We start from the raw sequence: 15,040 nt of genomic DNA on the forward strand, positions 1-15,040 counted from the left end.
CCGGCCTGGGCCGGGGTTTTCGGTACAGCGACGGATCAGCCTTTGTACGCGGCGACCGACTTGGTGATTTCGGCGCGGGCGGCGTCTGCGTCGCCCCAGCCTTCGATCTTGACCCATTTGCCTTTTTCGAGATCCTTGTAGTTCTCGAAGAAGTGCTTGATCTGTTCCAGCAGCAGCGGCGGCAGATCAGTGTATTCCTTCACGTCCACATACAGCTGCGACAGCTTGTCGTGCGGTACGGCGATGACCTTGGCGTCGCCGCCGCCGTCGTCGGTCATGTGCAGGATGCCGACCGGACGGGCGCGGATGACCGAGCCTGGCGCAACCGGGTAAGGGGTGACGACCAGCACGTCGAGGGGGTCGCCGTCATCGGCCAGGGTGTTGGGGATGAAACCGTAGTTGGCCGGGTAGAACATCGGCGTGGCCATGAAACGGTCGACGAACAGGGTGTCGCTGTCCTTGTCGATTTCGTATTTGATCGGCGCGTGGTTGGCCGGAATCTCGATGGCGACGTAGATGTCGTTCGGCAGGTCTTTGCCAGCCGGAATCTTGCTGTAGCTCATTGGGCGTTGCCCCCGTGGTTTGGGCCAGTCTGAAGGCCGTGCAGGCCGAAAATGTGGGCGCGATTATAGGCACATTGTAGGACCGCATGCCACACGCGCCGCGGTCCGGCCCCGGTCGTGTGCAGCGCCTGCCGACGCGGCTTGCGCCGCTGCTACAGGGAATGGGTTTGCCATTAAACGTGGCGTTGGGGAATGGGATTGGCTGTCGACGACCGACGCGGTACGGATGAACGCGGTCCCCTGTAGCAGCGGCGCAAGCCGCGTCCGGGCGTTATGCAGGTCGGGGGAGGGCCGCGAGCCGTTCGAGCGGATCCTGGCGATAGAACAGGCGCAACTGCTCGTAGACCTGCGGATAGGCCTCGTGCAGCAAATCCGGCGCGGCGAAGAAATACTCGCTGGTGACGGCGAAGAACTCCGCCGGGTTTTCCGCCGCATAGGGGTCGATGGCCGTTTCCGCATCCGGATTGGCATCGAGCTGGCGATTGAGGTCGTCGTAGGCGTGCTGCATGGCGCTGGCCCAGTCGCTCACACGCATGTCGCCGTGCAGCGGCGGCAGGCCGTTGGCGTCGCCGTTGAGCATGTCGAGCTTGTGCGCCAGTTCATGGATGACCAGGTTGTAGCCGTCCCAGCCACCGCTGGTCATCACCCCCGACCAGGCAAGGATGACCGGTCCCTGTTGCCAGGCCTCGCCACTGTGCTCGCCGTCCCACTGGTGCTCCACGCCGCTGGGATCGCGGTAGCGCTGCGGGCTGACGAAATCGTCGGCGTACAGGACGATTTCGTGGAAGCCCTGATACCAGTCCAGGTCGCCCAGCTGCAGCAGCGGCAGTTGCGCCTGTGCTGCCAGGTGCAGGCGCGCCCGGTCGTCGAGTTCGACGCCGGGCAGGCAGGTCAAGGTCTTGGCCTGCAGGAACAGCACGCAGGCCTCGCGCAGGTGCTGGTCCTGCCGTGCATCGAGGCCATCGAGGATCGGCAGGTCTTCACGCACCGTTTGCCACAGCGCGTCATCGATACGGTGGCGGTCCAGAATCCGCTGGCGCCGCCAGGCCTTGTACGACCACATGATTTCAGCGCGACGGGGCAGGGCCGCCCATACGGCTGCGCACCAGGCCGATGATCATCGGCAGCAGCGAAATCAGGATGATCGCTACGATCAGCAGGGTCAGGTTCTGTTTGATGAACGGCATGTTGCCGAAGAAGTAGCCCAGGGTCACCAGGCCGCAGACCCACAACACCGTGCCCAGCACACTGAAGCCCAGGAAGCGCGGGTAGTGCATTTTGCCGACACCAGCCACGAACGGGGCGAAGGTGCGCAGGATCGGCAGGAACCGCGCCAGGGTAACGGTCTTGCCGCCGTGGCGGGCATAGAAGGCGTGGGTCTGATCCAGATAGTCGCGACGGAAGATCTTGGAATCCGGGTTGCTGAACAGCTTGTCGCCCACGGTACGCCCGACGATGTAATTGGTGCTGTCGCCCAGGATGGCGGCGGTCATCAGCAGGCCCGCGAGCAGGAACGGGTCCATGCCGCCACCGGCTGCCACGGCACCGGCGATGAACAGCAGTGAGTCACCGGGCAGGAAAGGCATCACCACCAGGCCGGTTTCGCAGAAGATCACCAGGAACAGGATCGCGTAGACCCAGGTGCCGTACTGGGTCACCAGCATGTTGAGGTACACATCCAGGTGCAGGATGAGGTCGATGAAGCTGAATTCCATGGCGGGTACCTGTGCTGATTCGATCTTTGAGAATCCGCGCAGTATACCGATGGGTGAAGCAGGTTTGTTGGTCGGTTCGCCAGGTCCGCACAAACGACCGACGGTCGTGTGTCAGTGCAGCGAAACTGACAAGGTCGGCAGAGCAGGCAAGGGACGCCAAGGCATCCCTCGCTGTCGTTGGGTCAGAAGAAGCCCAGTGGATTGATGTCGTAGCTGACCAGCAGGTTCTTGGTCTGCTGGTAGTGGTCGAGCATCATCTTGTGGGTCTCGCGGCCCACGCCGGATTTCTTGTAGCCACCGAACGCGGCATGCGCCGGGTACAGGTGGTAGCAGTTGGTCCAGACCCGTCCGGCCTTGATCCCGCGGCCCATGCGCCAGGCACGGTTGATGTCGCGGGTCCAGACCCCGGCACCCAGGCCGAATTCGGTGTCATTGGCGATGGCCAGGGCCTCGGCTTCGTCCTTGAAGGTGGTGATGCTGACCACCGGGCCGAAGATTTCCTCCTGGAACACGCGCATCTTGTTCGTGCCTTTGAGCAGGGTTGGCTGGATGTAGTAGCCGGTCGACAGGTCACCTTCGAGTTTCTGCACCTGACCGCCGGTGAGCAGTTCGGCGCCTTCACCCTTGGCGATTTCCAGGTAGGAGAGAATCTTGTCGAACTGCTGCTCCGACGCCTGGGCGCCGACCATGGTGTCGGTGTCCAGCGGATCGCCGCGCTTGATCTGCTCGACCTTCTTCATGACTTCCTTCATGAAGGCCGGGTAGATGGATTCCTGCACCAGCGCGCGTGAAGGGCAGGTGCATACCTCGCCCTGGTTGAAGAAGGCCAGCACCAGGCCTTCGGCGGCTTTCTCGATGAAGGTCTGCTCGGCCTGCATGATGTCTTCGAAAAAGATGTTCGGTGATTTGCCGCCCAGCTCCACCGTCGAGGGAATGATGTTCTCGGCAGCGCATTTCATGATGTGCGAGCCCACCGGCGTCGAGCCGGTGAAGGCGATCTTGGCGATGCGCTTACTGGTGGCCAGCGCTTCGCCGGCCTCCTTGCCGAAACCCTGGACCACGTTGAGCACGCCTGGCGGCAGCAGGTCGCCGATCAACTCCATCAGTACCGTGATGCCCAGCGGCGTCTGTTCGGCCGGCTTGAGCACCACGCAGTTGCCGGCGGCTAGTGCCGGGGCCAGCTTCCAGGCGGCCATCAGGATCGGGAAGTTCCAGGGAATGATCTGCCCGACCACGCCCAGCGGTTCGTGGATATGGTAGGCGACGGTGTTGCCATCGATTTCGGCGGCGCTGCCTTCCTGGGCCCGCAGGCATCCGGCGAAGTAGCGGAAATGATCGGCCGCCAGCGGAATGTCGGCGTTCAGGGTTTCCCGAATGGCCTTGCCGTTGTCCCAGGTTTCGGTGATGGCCAGGGTTTCCAGATTCTGTTCGATACGGTCGGCGATCTTCAGCAGGATCAGCGAGCGAGCCTGTACCGATGTCGTACCCCACGCCTCGGCGGCGGCATGGGCGGCGTCCAGCGCCTTGTCGATGTCGCGGGCATTGGAGCGGGGGAATTCGGCGATGGGCTTGCCGTTGACGGGTGAGGTCGTGGTGAAGTAGTTGCCGTCCACCGGCGCGACGAATTCGCCGCCAATATAGTTGCCGTACTTGGCCTTGAACTCGACCTTGGCGCCTTCGGTGCCCGGGTGTGCGTAACGCATGGGGAGTCTCCTGCTGTTGTGGTTCTGTGGAGGACGCGCGGTAGCGCCCCTTAAGCGTAGAACAAAGCCGGGCAGGGCGCCTTGAAACCGCTGCACGGCGGCAAGCCGGAGGCGGGTGATCGCCAATCAAAGGATGAGATTTTTCCTACCCTAGGCTACCCTGCCTCGACGTTTTACGAGGCCAACCATGCACATTCACATTCTCGGTATCTGCGGCACCTTCATGGGCTCTCTGGCGGTGCTCGCCAAGGAACTGGGCCACCGCGTCACGGGGTCGGACGCCAACGTCTATCCGCCCATGAGCACCCAGCTGCAGGCTCAGGGCATCGAACTGACCCAAGGCTACGACGCCGCCCAACTGGAACCTGCACCCGACCTGGTGGTGATCGGCAATGCCCTGTCGCGCGGCAACCCAGCGGTCGAATACGTGCTGAACAAGGGCCTGCCCTACGTTTCCGGCCCCCAATGGCTGGCCGACCATGTGCTGCAGGGGCGTTGGGTGCTGGCCGTTGCTGGCACCCACGGCAAGACCACTACCAGCAGCATGCTGGCCTGGGTGCTGGAGCATGCCGGCATGGCACCGGGCTTTTTGATCGGCGGGGTGCCGCAGAATTTCGCGGTGTCCGCCCGCCTGGGGCAGACGCCGTTCTTCGTGGTCGAGGCAGACGAATACGACAGTGCGTTTTTCGACAAGCGCTCCAAGTTCGTCCACTACCGCCCGCGGACCACGATCCTCAACAACCTGGAATTCGATCACGCTGACATCTTCCCCGACCTGGCGGCCATCGAGCGTCAATTCCATCACCTCATCCGCACGGTGCCCAGCGAGGGCCTGGTCATCCACCCCACCACCGAGCCGGCTTTGAGTCGCGTGATCGAGATGGGTTGCTGGACACCGGTGCAGACCACGGGCGAGAACGGTCAGTGGCAGGCGAATCTGCTCAGTGCCGATGGCTCGCGCTTCGAAGTGTCGTTCGAGGGTGTGGTGCAGGGCACGGTGGATTGGCCGCTGACCGGCCAGCACAACGTGGCCAATGCCTTGGCAACCCTGGCCGCCGCCCGCCACGTCGGCGTGGTTGCGCCATTGGGTATCGAGGCGCTGTGCGCGTTCAAGAGCGTCAAGCGGCGTATGGAATGGGTCGCCGAAGTGCAGGGCGTTACCCTCTACGACGATTTCGCGCACCACCCCACGGCCATCGCCACGACGCTGGACGGCCTGCGCAAGCGCATTGGTGATGCGGCATTGATCGCCGTGATCGAACCGCGTTCCAACTCCATGAGGCTGGGGGCGCATCGTGACGGCTTGCCCGAAAGCGTCCGCGACGCCGATCAGGTGATCTGGTACGCGCCCCCCAATCTGGGCTGGGACCTGGCCGCGACGGCGGCGCAGTGCCCGGTCCCGGCGGTCGTTGCCGATTCGCTGGAAGCGATCATCGAGCGGGTCAAGGGCCAGGCCCGGCCCGGCACCCATGTGGTGATCATGAGCAACGGCGGCTTCGGCGGCCTGCATCTGAAACTGGCGGAGGCGCTCAAATGAGTGGTCCGCAACGTATCACCCTGGCCATGACCGGCGCCTCGGGCGCGCAATATGGCCTGCGCCTGCTCGACTGCCTGGTGCGTGAGGACCGCGAGGTGCATTTCCTCATCTCCAAGGCTGCGCAACTGGTGCTGGCCACCGAGACCGACGTCACCCTGCCAGCCAAACCGCAGGCCATGCAGGCTTTTCTCAACGAGTACACCGGAGCGTCCGCCGGGCAGATCCGTGTGTATGGCAAGGAAGACTGGATGTCGCCGGTGGCCTCGGGTTCCGGCGCGCCCAGTGCGATGGTGGTGGTACCGTGCTCGACGGGAACGCTGTCGGCCATCGCCACCGGCGCCTGCAACAATCTCATCGAGCGCGCCGCCGACGTCACCCTCAAGGAGCGTCGGCAGTTGATCCTGGTGCCGCGGGAAGCACCGTTCTCGACCATTCACCTGGAAAACATGTTCAAGCTGTCGCAGATGGGTGCGGTGATCCTGCCAGCGGCACCGGGTTTCTATCACCAGCCGCAGACCATCGACGACTTGATCGACTTCGTCGTCGCACGCGTGTTGAATCTGCTCGATATTCCTCAGGACATGCTGCCGCGTTGGGGCGAACACCACCACGGCAGCGATGACTAGAGCGCGGGCGGAAAGCTATTTGCCCAGGCGTCGCAGCTCGTCCGATTCCACCACGCGCACGCCGTCCTGTTCCTCCAGCGCCAGGCGCCACAGCGCGCGGGCCAGTTGCAGCGCTTCGATGCCGTGGTACTTGCCCGGAATCAGTTTCGACAGCGGCCCAGCAATGCGCTCGGCCAGGCGTGCCTCGACGCGGTCACCGATCAGCAGCGACGGTCGGGCAATGGTCAGTTGCGGCCAGCCCTGCGCACGCAGAGCCTCTTCGGTTTCACCCTTCACCCGGTTGTAGAAAACCGAAGATTGCGGGTCGGCGTCGATGGCGCTGATCAGCAGAAAGTGTCGCGCACCCAGTTCCAGCGCGCGCTGGGCATAGGCAACGATGAGCGTATGGTCGACCTCGCGAAACGCCTCTTGGGAGCCGGCTTGCTTGATGGTCGTGCCCAGGCACGAGAAGGCGATGTCCACCGGCCCTTGCAGGTCTGCCAGCAGGGGCAGCAACGGCCCCACCGGGTTTTCCAGGTGCGCGTGCTCGGCGAGGGGGCGGCGGGTGGGCGCCAGGACTCTTTTCACGGTGGGTTCGGCGAGCAGGCGATCGAGCAGATGCTCGCCGGTCAGGCCCGTGGCGCCCGCGAGAAGGATGTGCTGCGGCGTCAAGTACATGCGGTGTCTCCCTTGATACAGGCAGCGTGAAGCGGATGCCCTATGGCGTGTTCTCAGGCGCTGCGGCAGTGTGCAATGCGCGCTTGGCCTGTTGTTGGCGCAATCGCCGCCAATGCGCGAGCACCCCCTTGGGCGCCCAGATCTGTGGCTGCGAGGCCTCGTAATTGTCGGTGATCTCCCGTTCGGCAACGTGCCGGCTGGCAAGTTCGAATGCCTGCTGCAGGTCATCCGTCTGGTTCAGGGCCTGGGCGAACAGGGCGTCGCCGAAATAGGTGAAGTCGGCCTCTTCGGAGCAGCCGAAGGACACGCGGTCGGCTCGCGAGGCGGTCATGATCAGGGTTTTCTCGTCCCTGAGCGCCGGGATGAACCCGCCCGAGTAGCAGGCCGAAATGACCACCACCTTGTCACGGCCCTTGAGCGGTGCCAGCACGGCGGCCAGTTCATCGGCCGGCAGGTCGCCCAGTTGCAGGCGAGGTTGGTCGAGCACCAGTTCGTGCTCGCTGGTGCCGTGGCTGGTCAGGTAGATGAACACCAGGTCTTCCGGGCCGCTGCGCGCCGCCAGCGTCTGGACGCTGCGGCTCAGGGTCTCGCGACTGGCCATCACGCGATCGGCCAGGTGATCGCGATGGTTGGCCAGGGTGATCTGGCCGACGGCGCCGAAACGGCTGGCGAGCATGCCGGTGACGTAGTCGGCTTCGCGCATGAACACGCTTTGCTTGCCATCCCCGGCCAGCGCCAGGCTGTACAGTTCGATCGCCGCGGTGGACGGCGGAACGGCGGCAAGCGCCTGTTCCAGCAGCCGGCCCTGGTTGAGCAGCCCCTGCTCCAGCGGATCGGGCAACAGGTGGCCCTGGGCATCGCGAATGCGCTGGCCATTGAGCCAGTAGCCGACCTGGGTGCTGCCATCCTTGAGGGTCAGGGTGCCTTGGCCTTGATAGGTGTCGTTCTCGAAGGTGCCGCTGTAGGTGCTGCCGTCGGCCAGGGCCAGCCAACCCTTGCCGCTGAAGCGCCAATCGGCGAATTCGCCCTTGTAGTGGCTGCCATCGCTGGCGAACATTTCGCCCTTTCCGCTGAGCACGCCTTCCTTGAAGGTGCCGATCCACACGTCGCCTGCGGCATTCTCGTAGCGGCCACGGCCGTGCAGCTGGTTGAGGTGGAAGTTGCCGATGTACTGGTCGCCGTCGGCGTTGCTGAACGTGCCGTGGCCTTCGAGCAGGCCGTTGACGAAGGTGCCAGTGAACTGATTGCCCGCCGCATCGCTGCGCGTGCCTTCGCCATTGGGTTTGCCGTGGGCGAACCAGCCCTGGTACTGGCTGCCATCGTCGAGCTCGATGTGGCCTTCACCCCAGTACTGATCTTCCTTGAAGCCGCCGCGGTACGACACGCCGGCTTCCTTGAAGGTGCCCTCACCCTGGCGCCGTCCCTTGACGAAGCCGCCGGTGTAGGTGGTGCCGCGCGCGATCAGCGTCCCCTGGCCATGAAACAGGCCATGGTCGAAACCGCCGGTGTAGACCTCGCCATTGCGCCCGTGCCATTGGCCTTCACCCTGCCACTGGCCGTCCTTGAACTGCCCGGCGTAGCCACTGCCGTTGGGGTAGTCGACCCGGCCCTGGCCCTGCAACAGCCCATTGACCACGTCCCCGCGATAGCGACCGCCGTCGGGCAGTCGCGCATCGGGCGGCGACAGTGGCTCGCCATCCCCGCAAGCGGCGATCAACAACGACAGGGCGAGGGGAACGAGAGGGCGCATGAGCGGGTCCGGGCGATTGAGGCGCCGAGTATGCCGCAGATGCAAGGGTGGAAAACAGATGCAGGGTGCTTTTCGGCCACGCGCTGCCTGCACGCCGACAGCGTTCGGATCATCGTCGCCTGCCTGCTCGGTCCGTAATCCGCCGAGGGGTGCGCCATCTTGCATCACCCAGGCGTACGCCCGAGGTGCTTATAATGCCTGGCTTGCGAAGGAGACCCCCAATGTTGCTACGCGGTTTGACCTGGCTGGTCCTGTTCCAGCTGTTGGGCACGGCCCTCAATCATCTGATTCTGCCTGTGTTGCCCGGTCCGATCATCGGTCTGGTGCTGCTGCTGATCTACCTGATGGTCCGTGGCGAGGTCAGCGAGCCGCTGAGCCTGGCGGCCAACAACCTGTTGCGCTACCTGCCATTGCTGCTGGTGCCGCCTGCAGTGGGCGTGATGGTGTATGCCCAGCAGATCGCCGATGACTTCTGGGCCATCGTCGGCTCGCTGGTGATTTCCGTCACGGTATCCACGGTTTTCGTCGGCTGGCTGATGCAGCGCCTGATCCGTCGCCGCCGACACGACACCCCGGTGCAACCATGATGCTGGACTGGCAGGGCGCGGTGCAGGCCGTCATCCATCATCCGCTGTTCGGCATCGGCATCACCCTGGGTGCCTATCAACTGGTGCTGGCCGGCTACGAGAAGACCCGCTGGATCTTCCTGCAACCGGTGCTGCTGTCGATGCTGCTGCTGGTCGCGGTGCTGGTCGGCTGCGGGATCAGCTATGCCGAATACCGCAAGAGCACGGAAATTCTCGGCATTCTGCTGGGCCCGGCGACGGTGGCCCTGGCGGTGCCGCTGTTCCTCAACCTGCGGCGGATTCGTCAGTTGCTGTGGCCGACGCTGATCACCTTGGGCCTGGGCGGCCTGTTCGCCACGGCCTTGTGCCTGCTGCTGGGACGTTGGCTGGGGGCCGATCACATGATTCTGATGACCATGGCGCCCAAGTCGGTCACCTCGCCGATCGCCATGCTGGTGGCGGAGCAGATTGGTGGCGTCGCAGCGCTGGCGGCCGTGTTCGTGCTGATCACCGGCGTCATCGGTGGAATCTTCGGCCCCGGCCTGCTGTCTTTGCTGGGCGTCGAGCATCCGGCGGCGCGCGGGATGGCACTGGGCCTGAACGCGCATGCGGTGGGCACCTCGGTGGCACTGCAGGAAAGTGAAGAAACCGGCGCCTTCGCGGCGCTGGCCATGAGTCTGATGGGCGTCGGCACGGCGGTTTTCCTGCCGTTGGCCATCAGCGCATTCGCGTGAGGACACAAGCCATGACATTGCCGCTCTTTCCCCTCAACACCGTGCTGTTCCCAGGCTGCGTGCTGGACTTGCAGCTGTTCGAGGCGCGTTACCTGGACATGATCGGTCGCTGCATGAAGCAGGGCACCGGATTCGGGGTGGTCGGTATCGTCGACGGCGCAGAAGTGGGCGACGCGCCGAGCGCGCACGCCCAGGTGGGCTGTGAGGCGGTGATCATCGACTTCCAGAAGCAGGACAATGGCCTGCTAGGTATTCGCGTGAAAGGTGCGCGGCGCTTCCGCGTCGAGCGTACCGAGGTGCAGAAGGATCAGTTGCTGGTGGCCGACGTCAGCTGGCTGGATGAGCAGGCAGACCCGCCGCTGACCGAAGAGCATGCCGATCTGCAGGCCCTGCTGCAGGCGTTGGCCGAACATCCGATGGTCGCCGCTCTGGGCATGACCGAAGGCGCGCACGGACAGCAGTCGTTGGCCAACCAGCTGGCCTATCTGCTGCCGTTCACCGAGCAGGAGAAAAGCCGGTTGTTGGCCCAGAGCGATCCAGGTACCACCCTGATGCAGATCCAGGCCCTGCTCGATACCCTGCAGGGCGACGCCCAGGCCTGATCTTTCGCAGGATCATGGGCGTTCCCCGCGCTTGGGCTACATATAGCGATACTGTTCCAGTGCCATCGGCAGCCCGTGCACGGCGAAGAAGCCGAGCAGCAGCGCGCACGCTGGCACCACCAGCCACCAGACATGCAGGGGCATGGCCGGCAGCGGCTTGCGATATTCCACGGCCGCCAGGCACGAGGCGCAGACGAAGCAGGCCAGCATGGTTCCGGCCATGATATCGGTCGGCCAATGGGCGCCCAGGTAGACCCGCGACAAGGCAATCGACAGCGCTGGAATGCTCGCCAGGATGACCCAGACCAGGCGCATGCGCGGCGTCTGCCGACGTCCGGCCAGGATCGCCAGGCTCAGAAAGAACGCGAAGGCCGCCGAGCTGTGCCCGCTGGGCATGCTGAAGGTGGTCAGCGGTTCGAGCAGCACGTCGGGCCGCTGCCGCGCCACCAGGTGTTTCAGCGAGCCGTTGAGCAATGCGGTGATCAGCATGGTCGAGCAGGCGAACAGGGCCGGCCGCCATTGGCGAGTGATCAGCAGCAGTGCGGTGAGCAATCCGGCCGCCATGAACTGGGTGCGGAAATCACCGATGCGTGTCACCAGCACCACGAAAGTTTCCGCGGCCTCGCTGCGGTGCTCCTGCACCAGGGTCTTGAGGCCGTTGTCCAGCGCGCTCAGGTGCGGGAAGCCGAAGAACAGGGCAATCAGCATGATCAAGGAGGCGAGGGCGATCAGCATCGTGCCGCGCTCGCGGTTGCGCCAGGTGGCATGCAGGCTCAGGCCCATCAGCAGGGCGATACAGGCAACGACGATACCTGCCTGTGGCCAGAAGTCATCGGGCAGGGGCAGGCGGAATGCCGCACCGGTTGCCCAGCCTGGTAGCAGATAGGCCACCGACCAGCCGGCCGCCGCCACCAGGCTGACGAGGATGAAGCGCGGCAAGGGCATGTCGAGCATCCCGGCGACCATGGGCAGCATCGGCCGCAGCGGGCCGATGAAGCGGCCGACCAGCAGGCTGGCAACGCCGTAGCGCTGGAAATAGCTCTCGGCGGTCTCCAGCCATTGCGGGTGCGTGCGCAGCAACGGCAGGCCACGGATGTTCTGGTGAAAGCGCCTGCCTAAGGCGTATGAAATGGCGTCGCCCAACAGGCCGCCGGCGTAGCCCAGCAGCAGGGTTTCGCTGAGCGACAGCGCACCGTTGCCCGCCAGCACCGCCACGGCGAATAAAACCACCGTGCCGGGTACGACGATCCCGGCGATCGCCAGGCATTCGATGCAGGCAATGGCGAAGATCGCCACGCCCAGCCACTGCGGATGCAACGTCAGCCAGCCTGTCAGACTGTCCAGCCATTCGCCCATGAGTCAGGTTCCTTGAAAGATCGAGAAATAATCGCGGCCTTCGATCTGGCCGCGACGCAGGGGGTTGCGCGTGCAGAAGCGGGCATAGCCGGCATCCACGAAGCGATAGGGCAGGTGTTCGTCACGGCCCAGCGGAATGCCCAGGCGCGTGGTCTGCACCACGTGCGAGACAGTGGCGCCGACATCGTCGACGAACAGGTGCTCGGTGTCGAAGCGCTGGGCGTCCCACACCGGCACTTTCAGGCCCAGGGCCTTGCACAGCAGAGTCTGCCCGGCGCACAGGCGCTCGGCCGGACGTGGCTGGCCGCTCGCATCGGGATTGTTGAGCTGCATCTGGGCGAAGGCGTTGTCGTCGGTGCAGGCGTCGAGCCAGGGGTAGGCCGACTTGATCAGCACCGCGTTGCCCGGTCCCTGGGCACTGAAATTCAGCGAATCGCCACCGCGGGCGTAATACATATAGATGTGGCCGCCGTTCAGGAACAGCGCGCGGCGCTTGTGGGTATAGCCAAGCGAGGCATGGCTGCCGCGATCCGTGACGTAGTACGCCTCGGTTTCGATGATGCGCGCCGACAGCCAATAGGGTCCCTGACGGTGGCGAATCACCTTGCCCAGCAACGCACGGGCCAGGGATTGCGCGTCGGTATCGAAAAAGGCGTCGGGCAACGGGTTGAACATAACGGGGTCCATTCGGTGTCGCGGTGGATGATAGCAATTGCACATCGGGCAGGCCCGTGGACATATGTTTAAAGAGGTGTTTTCGACCATCCGCCCGTCACCGCTGTTAGTGGGCGTACGTGACAGCTATAATCAGCCGCTTTCCTCTTTGCCAAGACCATAGAGACCATGACCGAGTCCGTTCTTGACTACATGACCCGCCTGGGTCGCGCCGCCCGCGAAGCCTCGCGGGTCATTGGCCGTGCCAGCACTGCGCAGAAGAATCGCGCCCTGCAGGCGGCGGCCAGTGCCTTGGACAGCGCCCGCGCCGAACTGGTTGCCGCCAACGAGCAGGATTTGGCATCGGGTCGCGCCAATGGCCTGGACGCGGCCATGCTCGAGCGCCTGGCGCTGACCCCTGCGCGCATCGACGGCATGATCGTCGGCCTGCGCCAGGTGGCCAGCCTGCCGGACCCGGTCGGCGCGATCCGCGACATGAGCTACCGGCCTTCGGGGATCCAGGTCGGCAAGATGCGCGTGCCCCTGGGCGTGGTCGGTATCATCTACGAGTCGCGGCCCAACGTGACCATCGACGCCGCCAGCCTGTGCCTGAAGTCGGGCAACGCGACCATCCTGCGTGGCGGCTCCGAGGCCATCCATTCCAACCGCGCCATCGCCGCCTGCATCCAGCGCGGCCTGGCCGAAGCCGGCTTGCCCGCCGCCGTGGTGCAGGTGGTCGACACCACTGACCGCGCGGCGGTCGGCGCCCTTATCAGCATGCCCGAGTACGTGGACATCATCGTGCCGCGCGGCGGGCGTGGTCTGATCGAGCGTGTCAGCCGCGAGGCCAAGGTGCCGGTGATCAAGCACCTGGACGGCATCTGCCATGTGTTCGTCGACGCCGGGGCCGACCTGGCCAAGGCGCAACGCATCGCCTTCAATGCCAAGACCTACCGCTACGGCATCTGCGGGGCCATGGAAACCCTGCTGGTCGACCAGTCGGTGGCGGCCAGCTTCCTGCCGCCGATGGCCGCCCAGTTCCGCGAGAAAGGCGTCGAGCTGCGCGGTTGCCCGCGCACCCGCGACCTCATCGACGCGGTACCGGCCAGCGAAGAGGACTGGGATACCGAGTACCTGGCGGCCATCCTGTCGATCCGTGTGGTCGACGGCCTGGACCAGGCGATCGAGCACATCAACCACCACGGCTCGCACCACACCGATGCGATCGTGACCGAGCAGCAGGGCCACGCCCGGCGTTTCGTCGCCGAAGTCGACTCGGCCTCGGTGATGGTCAATGCACCGACCTGTTTCGCCGATGGCTTCGAGTATGGTCTGGGCGCCGAGATCGGCATTTCCACCGACAAGATCCACGCTCGCGGTCCAGTGGGGCTGGAAGGCCTGACCTGCGAAAAATACGTGGTGATCGGCGACGGCCAGCTGCGCGGCCAGGAGCCGGTCTGAGTTGACCGCACCGAGCCGCCCCGGTCCCCACGCTGTACACTCCCGCGCTGCGCGTCGAATCGGCGTGCTGGGCGGTACCTTCGACCCGGTGCACATCGGTCATCTGCGCGGCGCCGTGGAGGTGGTCGAGGCACTGGGTCTGGACGACCTGCGGCTGGTGCCCAGCGCGCGGCCGCCGCACCGCGACCAGCCGCAGGTATCGGCCGAGCAGCGCCTGGCCATGGTGCGTGCCGCGGTTCAGGGTCTGGCGCCCTTGAGCGTGGATGACCGCGAGCTGGGGCGCGACAAACCGTCGTACACACTCGACACCCTGGTGTCGATGCGTGCCGAGCTCGACCCGCAAGACCAGTTGCTCCTGCTGCTGGGCTGGGACGCCTTTTGTGGCCTGCCCACCTGGTACCGCTGGGAAGAACTGCTGCAACACTGCCATATCGTCGTGTTGCAGCGACCTGATGCCGACACCGAGCTGCCCGATGCCCTGCGCAATCTGGTGGCGGCGCGTTCCATCAGCGACCCGCAAGCCCTCAAGGGGCCCTGCGGGCAGATTACTTTCGTCTGGCAGGCACCGCTCGCGGTGTCGGCCACCCAGATCCGTCAACTGCTGGCCAGCGGCAAGTCGGTGCGTTTCCTGGTGCCTGACGCTGTACTGGCCTACATCGAGGCGCACGGGCTGTACCGTGCGTCCAATTGAACTGAACGAGTTTTTTTATGAGCAATAAGCAAGCAATCCCCGCAGAAGAAATCGTCGAGCTGACCAAGACTGCTCTGGAAGACGTCAAGGCCCAGGACATCCTGGTCATCGACGTGCGCGACAAGAACAGCATCACCGACTTCATGGTCATCGCCACCGGTACCTCCAACCGCCAGATCAGCGCCATGCGCGAGAAGGTTCGCGAACTGGTCAAGGCCAAGGGCGTCAAGCCGCTGGGCGAAGAAGGCGCGGGCGACAGCGACTGGGTCCTGCTGGACCTGGACACCGTGGTGGTGCACATGATGACCGCCGCCTCGCGCCAGTTCTACGACCTGGAACGCCTGTGGCAGGGCGCCGAGCAGAGCCGTGCCGCCAGCGCTGCGCACCATACCCCCGGCCACCAGACTCTTAACGACCAAGAGTAG

16 protein-coding genes are annotated in these 15,040 nt (G+C 64.7%); 8 read left to right on the plus strand and 8 right to left on the minus strand.

Annotated features, from left to right (window positions below; genetic code table 11):
• Positions 1 to 35: 35 nt before the first annotated feature.
• The 4 genes from ppa to exaC form a co-directional block, all read right to left on the minus strand.
• Positions 36 to 563 carry an inorganic diphosphatase gene (gene ppa, locus ASF66_RS11900; protein ID WP_049860823.1) on the minus strand — a complete coding sequence of 176 codons (528 nt, stop codon included), beginning with the start codon at positions 561 to 563 and terminating at the stop codon, positions 36 to 38.
• A 271-nt stretch (positions 564 to 834) separates the two neighbouring features.
• Positions 835 to 1,626 carry a zinc-dependent peptidase gene (locus ASF66_RS11905; protein WP_056843989.1) on the minus strand — a complete coding sequence of 264 codons (792 nt, stop codon included), beginning with the start codon at positions 1,624 to 1,626 and terminating at the stop codon, positions 835 to 837.
• Positions 1,627 to 1,630: 4 nt separating this feature from the next.
• Positions 1,631 to 2,278, minus strand: coding sequence for a DedA family protein (locus tag ASF66_RS11910; RefSeq protein WP_049860825.1), 648 nt, complete (start codon positions 2,276 to 2,278; stop codon positions 1,631 to 1,633).
• A 182-nt stretch (positions 2,279 to 2,460) separates the two neighbouring features.
• The gene (exaC, locus tag ASF66_RS11915) at positions 2,461 to 3,981 is read right to left on the minus strand and encodes an acetaldehyde dehydrogenase ExaC (protein ID WP_049860826.1); all 1,521 of its coding nucleotides are present in this window, start codon (positions 3,979 to 3,981) and stop codon (positions 2,461 to 2,463) included.
• Positions 3,982 to 4,168: 187 nt separating this feature from the next.
• Between exaC and mpl the strand changes: the two genes are divergently transcribed.
• Both mpl and ubiX read left to right on the plus strand, forming a co-directional pair.
• A complete protein-coding gene (gene mpl, locus ASF66_RS11920; RefSeq protein WP_049860827.1) occupies positions 4,169 to 5,518 on the plus strand; it encodes a UDP-N-acetylmuramate:L-alanyl-gamma-D-glutamyl-meso-diaminopimelate ligase in 1,350 nt (449 codons plus the stop codon).
• Positions 5,515 to 6,144 carry a flavin prenyltransferase UbiX gene (ubiX, locus tag ASF66_RS11925; RefSeq protein WP_056843990.1) on the plus strand — a complete coding sequence of 210 codons (630 nt, stop codon included), beginning with the start codon at positions 5,515 to 5,517 and terminating at the stop codon, positions 6,142 to 6,144. Before mpl ends, ubiX begins: the two co-directional genes overlap by 4 nt.
• 15 nt (positions 6,145 to 6,159) lie before the next feature.
• Here the strand turns inward: ubiX and ASF66_RS11930 are convergent, their stop codons facing one another.
• A complete protein-coding gene (locus ASF66_RS11930) occupies positions 6,160 to 6,801 on the minus strand; it encodes an oxidoreductase (protein ID WP_049860828.1) in 642 nt (213 codons plus the stop codon).
• Positions 6,802 to 6,841: 40 nt separating this feature from the next.
• Entirely contained in the window at positions 6,842 to 8,551 is a 1,710-nt protein-coding gene (locus ASF66_RS11935; RefSeq protein WP_056843991.1) for a C13 family peptidase, read from the minus strand.
• Positions 8,552 to 8,772: 221 nt separating this feature from the next.
• On the opposite strand from ASF66_RS11935, the gene ASF66_RS11940 reads away from it, so the two are divergent.
• From ASF66_RS11940 to ASF66_RS11950, 3 genes are read left to right on the plus strand one after another with little or no spacing between them, the layout of a single operon-like run.
• A complete protein-coding gene (locus tag ASF66_RS11940) occupies positions 8,773 to 9,138 on the plus strand; it encodes a CidA/LrgA family protein (RefSeq protein ID WP_049860830.1) in 366 nt (121 codons plus the stop codon).
• Entirely contained in the window at positions 9,135 to 9,851 is a 717-nt protein-coding gene (locus tag ASF66_RS11945; protein ID WP_049860831.1) for an LrgB family protein, read from the plus strand. Before ASF66_RS11940 ends, ASF66_RS11945 begins: the two co-directional genes overlap by 4 nt.
• Before the next feature lie 11 nt (positions 9,852 to 9,862).
• Positions 9,863 to 10,453, plus strand: coding sequence for an LON peptidase substrate-binding domain-containing protein (locus ASF66_RS11950; RefSeq protein WP_056843992.1), 591 nt, complete (start codon positions 9,863 to 9,865; stop codon positions 10,451 to 10,453).
• Between the two features lie 36 nt (positions 10,454 to 10,489).
• On the opposite strand, the gene ASF66_RS11955 is transcribed toward ASF66_RS11950, so the two are convergent.
• Positions 10,490 to 11,809 carry a bifunctional DedA family/phosphatase PAP2 family protein gene (locus tag ASF66_RS11955; protein WP_056843993.1) on the minus strand — a complete coding sequence of 440 codons (1,320 nt, stop codon included), beginning with the start codon at positions 11,807 to 11,809 and terminating at the stop codon, positions 10,490 to 10,492.
• A gap of 3 nt (positions 11,810 to 11,812) precedes the next feature.
• Entirely contained in the window at positions 11,813 to 12,484 is a 672-nt protein-coding gene (locus ASF66_RS11960; RefSeq protein ID WP_056843994.1) for a DNA-3-methyladenine glycosylase, read from the minus strand.
• Between the two features lie 168 nt (positions 12,485 to 12,652).
• On the opposite strand from ASF66_RS11960, the gene ASF66_RS11965 reads away from it, so the two are divergent.
• The 3 genes from ASF66_RS11965 to rsfS are packed head-to-tail and all read left to right on the plus strand — an operon-like array spanning position 12,653 to position 15,040.
• Positions 12,653 to 13,924, plus strand: coding sequence for a glutamate-5-semialdehyde dehydrogenase (locus tag ASF66_RS11965; protein ID WP_056843995.1), 1,272 nt, complete (start codon positions 12,653 to 12,655; stop codon positions 13,922 to 13,924).
• Position 13,925: 1 nt separating this feature from the next.
• The gene (nadD, locus tag ASF66_RS11970; RefSeq protein ID WP_056843996.1) at positions 13,926 to 14,615 is read left to right on the plus strand and encodes a nicotinate-nucleotide adenylyltransferase; all 690 of its coding nucleotides are present in this window, start codon (positions 13,926 to 13,928) and stop codon (positions 14,613 to 14,615) included.
• Positions 14,616 to 14,632: 17 nt separating this feature from the next.
• Positions 14,633 to 15,040: a ribosome silencing factor gene (rsfS, locus tag ASF66_RS11975; RefSeq protein ID WP_056843997.1), complete on the plus strand. Its 408-nt coding sequence runs from the start codon at positions 14,633 to 14,635 to the stop codon at positions 15,038 to 15,040.

It is taken from the genome of Pseudomonas sp. Leaf129 (genome assembly GCF_001423465.1).
In the GTDB taxonomy this organism is placed as follows: Bacteria; Pseudomonadota; Gammaproteobacteria; order Pseudomonadales; family Pseudomonadaceae; genus Aquipseudomonas; species Aquipseudomonas coleopterorum.

What these genes read in the sequence shown, in the direction of transcription:
- ppa (WP_049860823.1), bottom strand. Translation starts at nt 563, where the DNA reads ATGAGCTACAGCAAGATTCCGGCTGGCAAAGACCTGCCGAACGACATC.
- ASF66_RS11910 (WP_049860825.1), bottom strand. Translation starts at nt 2,278, where the DNA reads ATGGAATTCAGCTTCATCGACCTCATCCTGCACCTGGATGTGTACCTC.
- ASF66_RS11930 (WP_049860828.1), bottom strand. Translation starts at nt 6,801, where the DNA reads ATGTACTTGACGCCGCAGCACATCCTTCTCGCGGGCGCCACGGGCCTG.
- ASF66_RS11940 (WP_049860830.1), top strand. Translation starts at nt 8,773, where the DNA reads ATGTTGCTACGCGGTTTGACCTGGCTGGTCCTGTTCCAGCTGTTGGGC.
- ASF66_RS11965 (WP_056843995.1), top strand. Translation starts at nt 12,653, where the DNA reads ATGACCGAGTCCGTTCTTGACTACATGACCCGCCTGGGTCGCGCCGCC.
- ASF66_RS11945 (WP_049860831.1), top strand. Translation starts at nt 9,135, where the DNA reads ATGATGCTGGACTGGCAGGGCGCGGTGCAGGCCGTCATCCATCATCCG.
- exaC (WP_049860826.1), bottom strand. Translation starts at nt 3,981, where the DNA reads ATGCGTTACGCACACCCGGGCACCGAAGGCGCCAAGGTCGAGTTCAAG.
- ASF66_RS11935 (WP_056843991.1), bottom strand. Translation starts at nt 8,551, where the DNA reads ATGCGCCCTCTCGTTCCCCTCGCCCTGTCGTTGTTGATCGCCGCTTGC.
- ASF66_RS11950 (WP_056843992.1), top strand. Translation starts at nt 9,863, where the DNA reads ATGACATTGCCGCTCTTTCCCCTCAACACCGTGCTGTTCCCAGGCTGC.
- ASF66_RS11955 (WP_056843993.1), bottom strand. Translation starts at nt 11,809, where the DNA reads ATGGGCGAATGGCTGGACAGTCTGACAGGCTGGCTGACGTTGCATCCG.
- ubiX (WP_056843990.1), top strand. Translation starts at nt 5,515, where the DNA reads ATGAGTGGTCCGCAACGTATCACCCTGGCCATGACCGGCGCCTCGGGC.
- rsfS (WP_056843997.1), top strand. Translation starts at nt 14,633, where the DNA reads ATGAGCAATAAGCAAGCAATCCCCGCAGAAGAAATCGTCGAGCTGACC.
- mpl (WP_049860827.1), top strand. Translation starts at nt 4,169, where the DNA reads ATGCACATTCACATTCTCGGTATCTGCGGCACCTTCATGGGCTCTCTG.
- ASF66_RS11960 (WP_056843994.1), bottom strand. Translation starts at nt 12,484, where the DNA reads ATGTTCAACCCGTTGCCCGACGCCTTTTTCGATACCGACGCGCAATCC.
- ASF66_RS11905 (WP_056843989.1), bottom strand. Translation starts at nt 1,626, where the DNA reads ATGTGGTCGTACAAGGCCTGGCGGCGCCAGCGGATTCTGGACCGCCAC.